Annotated in this window: 2 protein-coding genes; both read left to right on the forward strand. The window is 41.3% G+C overall.

All coding sequences use genetic code 11. From position 1 onward, the window contains the following. Nucleotides 1-96: 96 nt before the first annotated feature. Nucleotides 97-1,851: a MobV family relaxase gene (mobV, locus tag ZMOB_RS09660; RefSeq protein ID WP_014466486.1), complete on the forward strand. Its 1,755-nt coding sequence runs from the start codon at nucleotides 97-99 to the stop codon at nucleotides 1,849-1,851. A 317-nt stretch (nucleotides 1,852-2,168) separates the two neighbouring features. Further along, entirely contained in the window at nucleotides 2,169-2,723 is a 555-nt protein-coding gene (locus tag ZMOB_RS09665) for a replication/maintenance protein RepL (RefSeq protein WP_012209811.1), read from the forward strand. Nucleotides 2,724-2,750: the final 27 nt, after the last annotated feature.

Consider the following 2,750-nt stretch of genomic DNA (forward strand, 5'->3'; position numbering starts at 1 on the left):
TTTCCTTCGGAAAAACAATTCCAGTTCGCTACTAGGGAAAGAAATATAGGCTGGATTATTTCCTCTGGTCTTTTCTCAAATTAAAGCAGTTAAAACATGCCGAACTATGCAATCTTTAGGTTTGAAAAACATAAAACAGTTGGCACGATTAAAGCCGCGAGCCTGCATATGACGCGAGGCCGCGAAACACAAAACGCTGACCCAGATAGAAAAGAACTAAACGAAATACTCAAAGGCTCTACTGACCCATCAGCAGATGTTAAATCTATGCTGAATAAAATTCAGAAAGAAACGGGAAAGCCTCTTAGAAAAAACGGTGTGCAGGCCATAGAACTGTTCTTTGGTATGTCTCCAGAATGGTCAAAACAGGCCACTCCTGAAAAACTCGAACACTGGAAAACAATCACCCAGCAATGGGCGGAACAAACCTTTGGAGAAAACAACCTTGTATCTCTTCAGCTACATGCTGATGAAACAACACCCCACTTAACCGGCTTTATGGTGCCTAGAGACCCCGATACAGGCCGTTTAAACGCATCGAGATGGTTTGATGGTCGAAAAGCCCTTTCTGCCCTCCAGACGGGTTATGCGGCTTCTATGGAGCCTCTAGGGCTGGCCAGAGGCGTAAAAGGTTCAAAAGCAACGCATCAAAGAGTCCAAAGACATTACGGAAATATCAACAAAACTTTACAGCTAGATCCCAAGATTCAGGCACCCATCCCACCCTCAATTTTTACAAATAAGGAAGAATGGGCAGAAAAAGAACGCCTAAAAGCCCAAAAATCGGCACTTTCCGTAATACAGCCGCTGGCTGACAAAGCGGCGAGATATGTGGAAGAAAAAAAACGAGCAGATAGAGCAGAGGAAGCCCTGTCATTAGCTAGAAGAAAAGCTGATAGCATGCGTGCAATACCTCTTTCTGATGTCTTAAAAACCTTAGGCATGGAACTTGACCCAGCAGACAAAAAGCAATGGCGAGACCCTGAACATAGATTCCGAATTACGATAGATAATTATAAATTTTATGACCATTCAGCTCAAAAAGGAGGGGGTGGTGCCATTGATTTGCTCATGCACACAACAGGCCAAGACTACAAAGGCGCGCTATCATGGCTGGCTGACAGGTTTGGTGATGAAACTGCCCGTCATGATATGCTTCTAAATGATTTGTATCGAAGTAAAATCAGAATAAATGAAGCAAAACAAAGACCTGCTTTTAAACAACCAGAGCATAAAAATGAGCCGAAAATTAGGGAGTTTTTAAATTCCCGAGGAATATCATTTAACAATATTCCTGACTCTATCCGAACAGATGATCGCGGTAATGTAGCCTTCTTGATGTATGACGATAAAGATACACTTCAGGGCGCAGAATTACGCGGAACAAGCAGTGGTTTTAAAGGGTTAGCCTTGGGAAGCAGTCGCGAAGCCCATTTTACTGGCAGCATCAATGTAAAAAATGACGAAAAGTATGATCTTTATATCGCTGAAAGTGCGATAGACGCGATTTCAGTAGTCGGCTTTTTAAGCCCAGAAAAAATTAAAGCTGGCGTAAAATTATTAAGCACCAGCGGCGTAAGAACGTCTCTTACTAAAACTCTCCGAAAAATCGTTGAAAAGGCATCTTCTGTCCATATTGCCTATGATTGGGATGCTGTAGGACAAAGAGCAGCATCGCTATTAGTCGGAGCGATTAAAGCCGCGTTTCCAACAAAAAAAGTTGAAAACTGGCTCCCACCTAAAGAACAGATGATACACGGAAAAGATTGGAACGATCTTTTGATGGTTAAACGCGGTCTTAAAAAGACAGTTGCGCCTAAACAAACCGTAAAGCGAAAAATCCGGTTTTAATTTTACAAATACCCTGCCTTATCTCTTTCCCCAGTAGCTAAAAATAGGGTGGCTTTGCCACCCGTATATAACCAACAGCTTTCTCATGGTTTTTCCGAGGCAGGATTCAACGAATTTCCCCACTAGGAAGAACTAAGAAAGGGAATCGTGAAAATATCCCTAAAATAGGGAAGTCGATTTTCAGAATCTGTGAAGGGGTCTATCAATATTGATTAAACCGTCTATCAAAAAAAGGGGTAAAATTGATAGACCTTGCCTCATTCGATGAATAGGTATAATCAAAAAATGTGGTTTTTTTGATTAAAGGTTTATCAAATATGGCGACAAAATTGAGAAAGCAGCCAATCAGATATGACGAGAATCCTTTCATCGAAGGTATGGTTGTGCCAGTTAAAAGTCAGAGGGTTCAGTTATCTCGATTAGGACGAGATGATAACATTCTGGTCAATCAAGCCACTGGTGAGATGCAAGGCACTCATGTGACGACTTACAGACGTGTTGATAGTGAAGAATTTGTAAAATTATTTAGCACCAATATCGCGCTAACTTTTGAACTAGGAGCCGCTGGAATAAAAGCTTTCAGCGTTCTGGTTTGGATACTTCAAGACAAAGGCATCAGCAAAGACCTCGTCCCTTTAGACAAATTCGTTTTAGAGGACTTTCTTAACGCACAAGAAAAAAAACTGGCACTATCTCAAGCTACCTTTGCAAGAGGTCTAGCCGAATTAGAAAAAGCTAAAATCATTGCAAAGCATGTTCGCCAAGGATGGTATTTTATTAATCCTAATTTCGTTTTCAATGGCGACCGCGTAGCTTTCACAACAGTTATAGAACGCAAAAAGACGCTCCAAAAGCAAGACGAATCAGAATAAATTCAGTACTCACTACGGAATTGCTTT

It is taken from the genome of Zymomonas mobilis subsp. mobilis ATCC 10988 (assembly GCF_000175255.2).
GTDB lineage: Bacteria > Pseudomonadota > Alphaproteobacteria > Sphingomonadales > Sphingomonadaceae > Zymomonas > Zymomonas mobilis.

What these genes read in the sequence shown, in the direction of transcription:
- ZMOB_RS09665 (WP_012209811.1), top strand. Translation starts at nt 2,169, where the DNA reads ATGGCGACAAAATTGAGAAAGCAGCCAATCAGATATGACGAGAATCCT.
- mobV (WP_014466486.1), top strand. Translation starts at nt 97, where the DNA reads ATGCCGAACTATGCAATCTTTAGGTTTGAAAAACATAAAACAGTTGGC.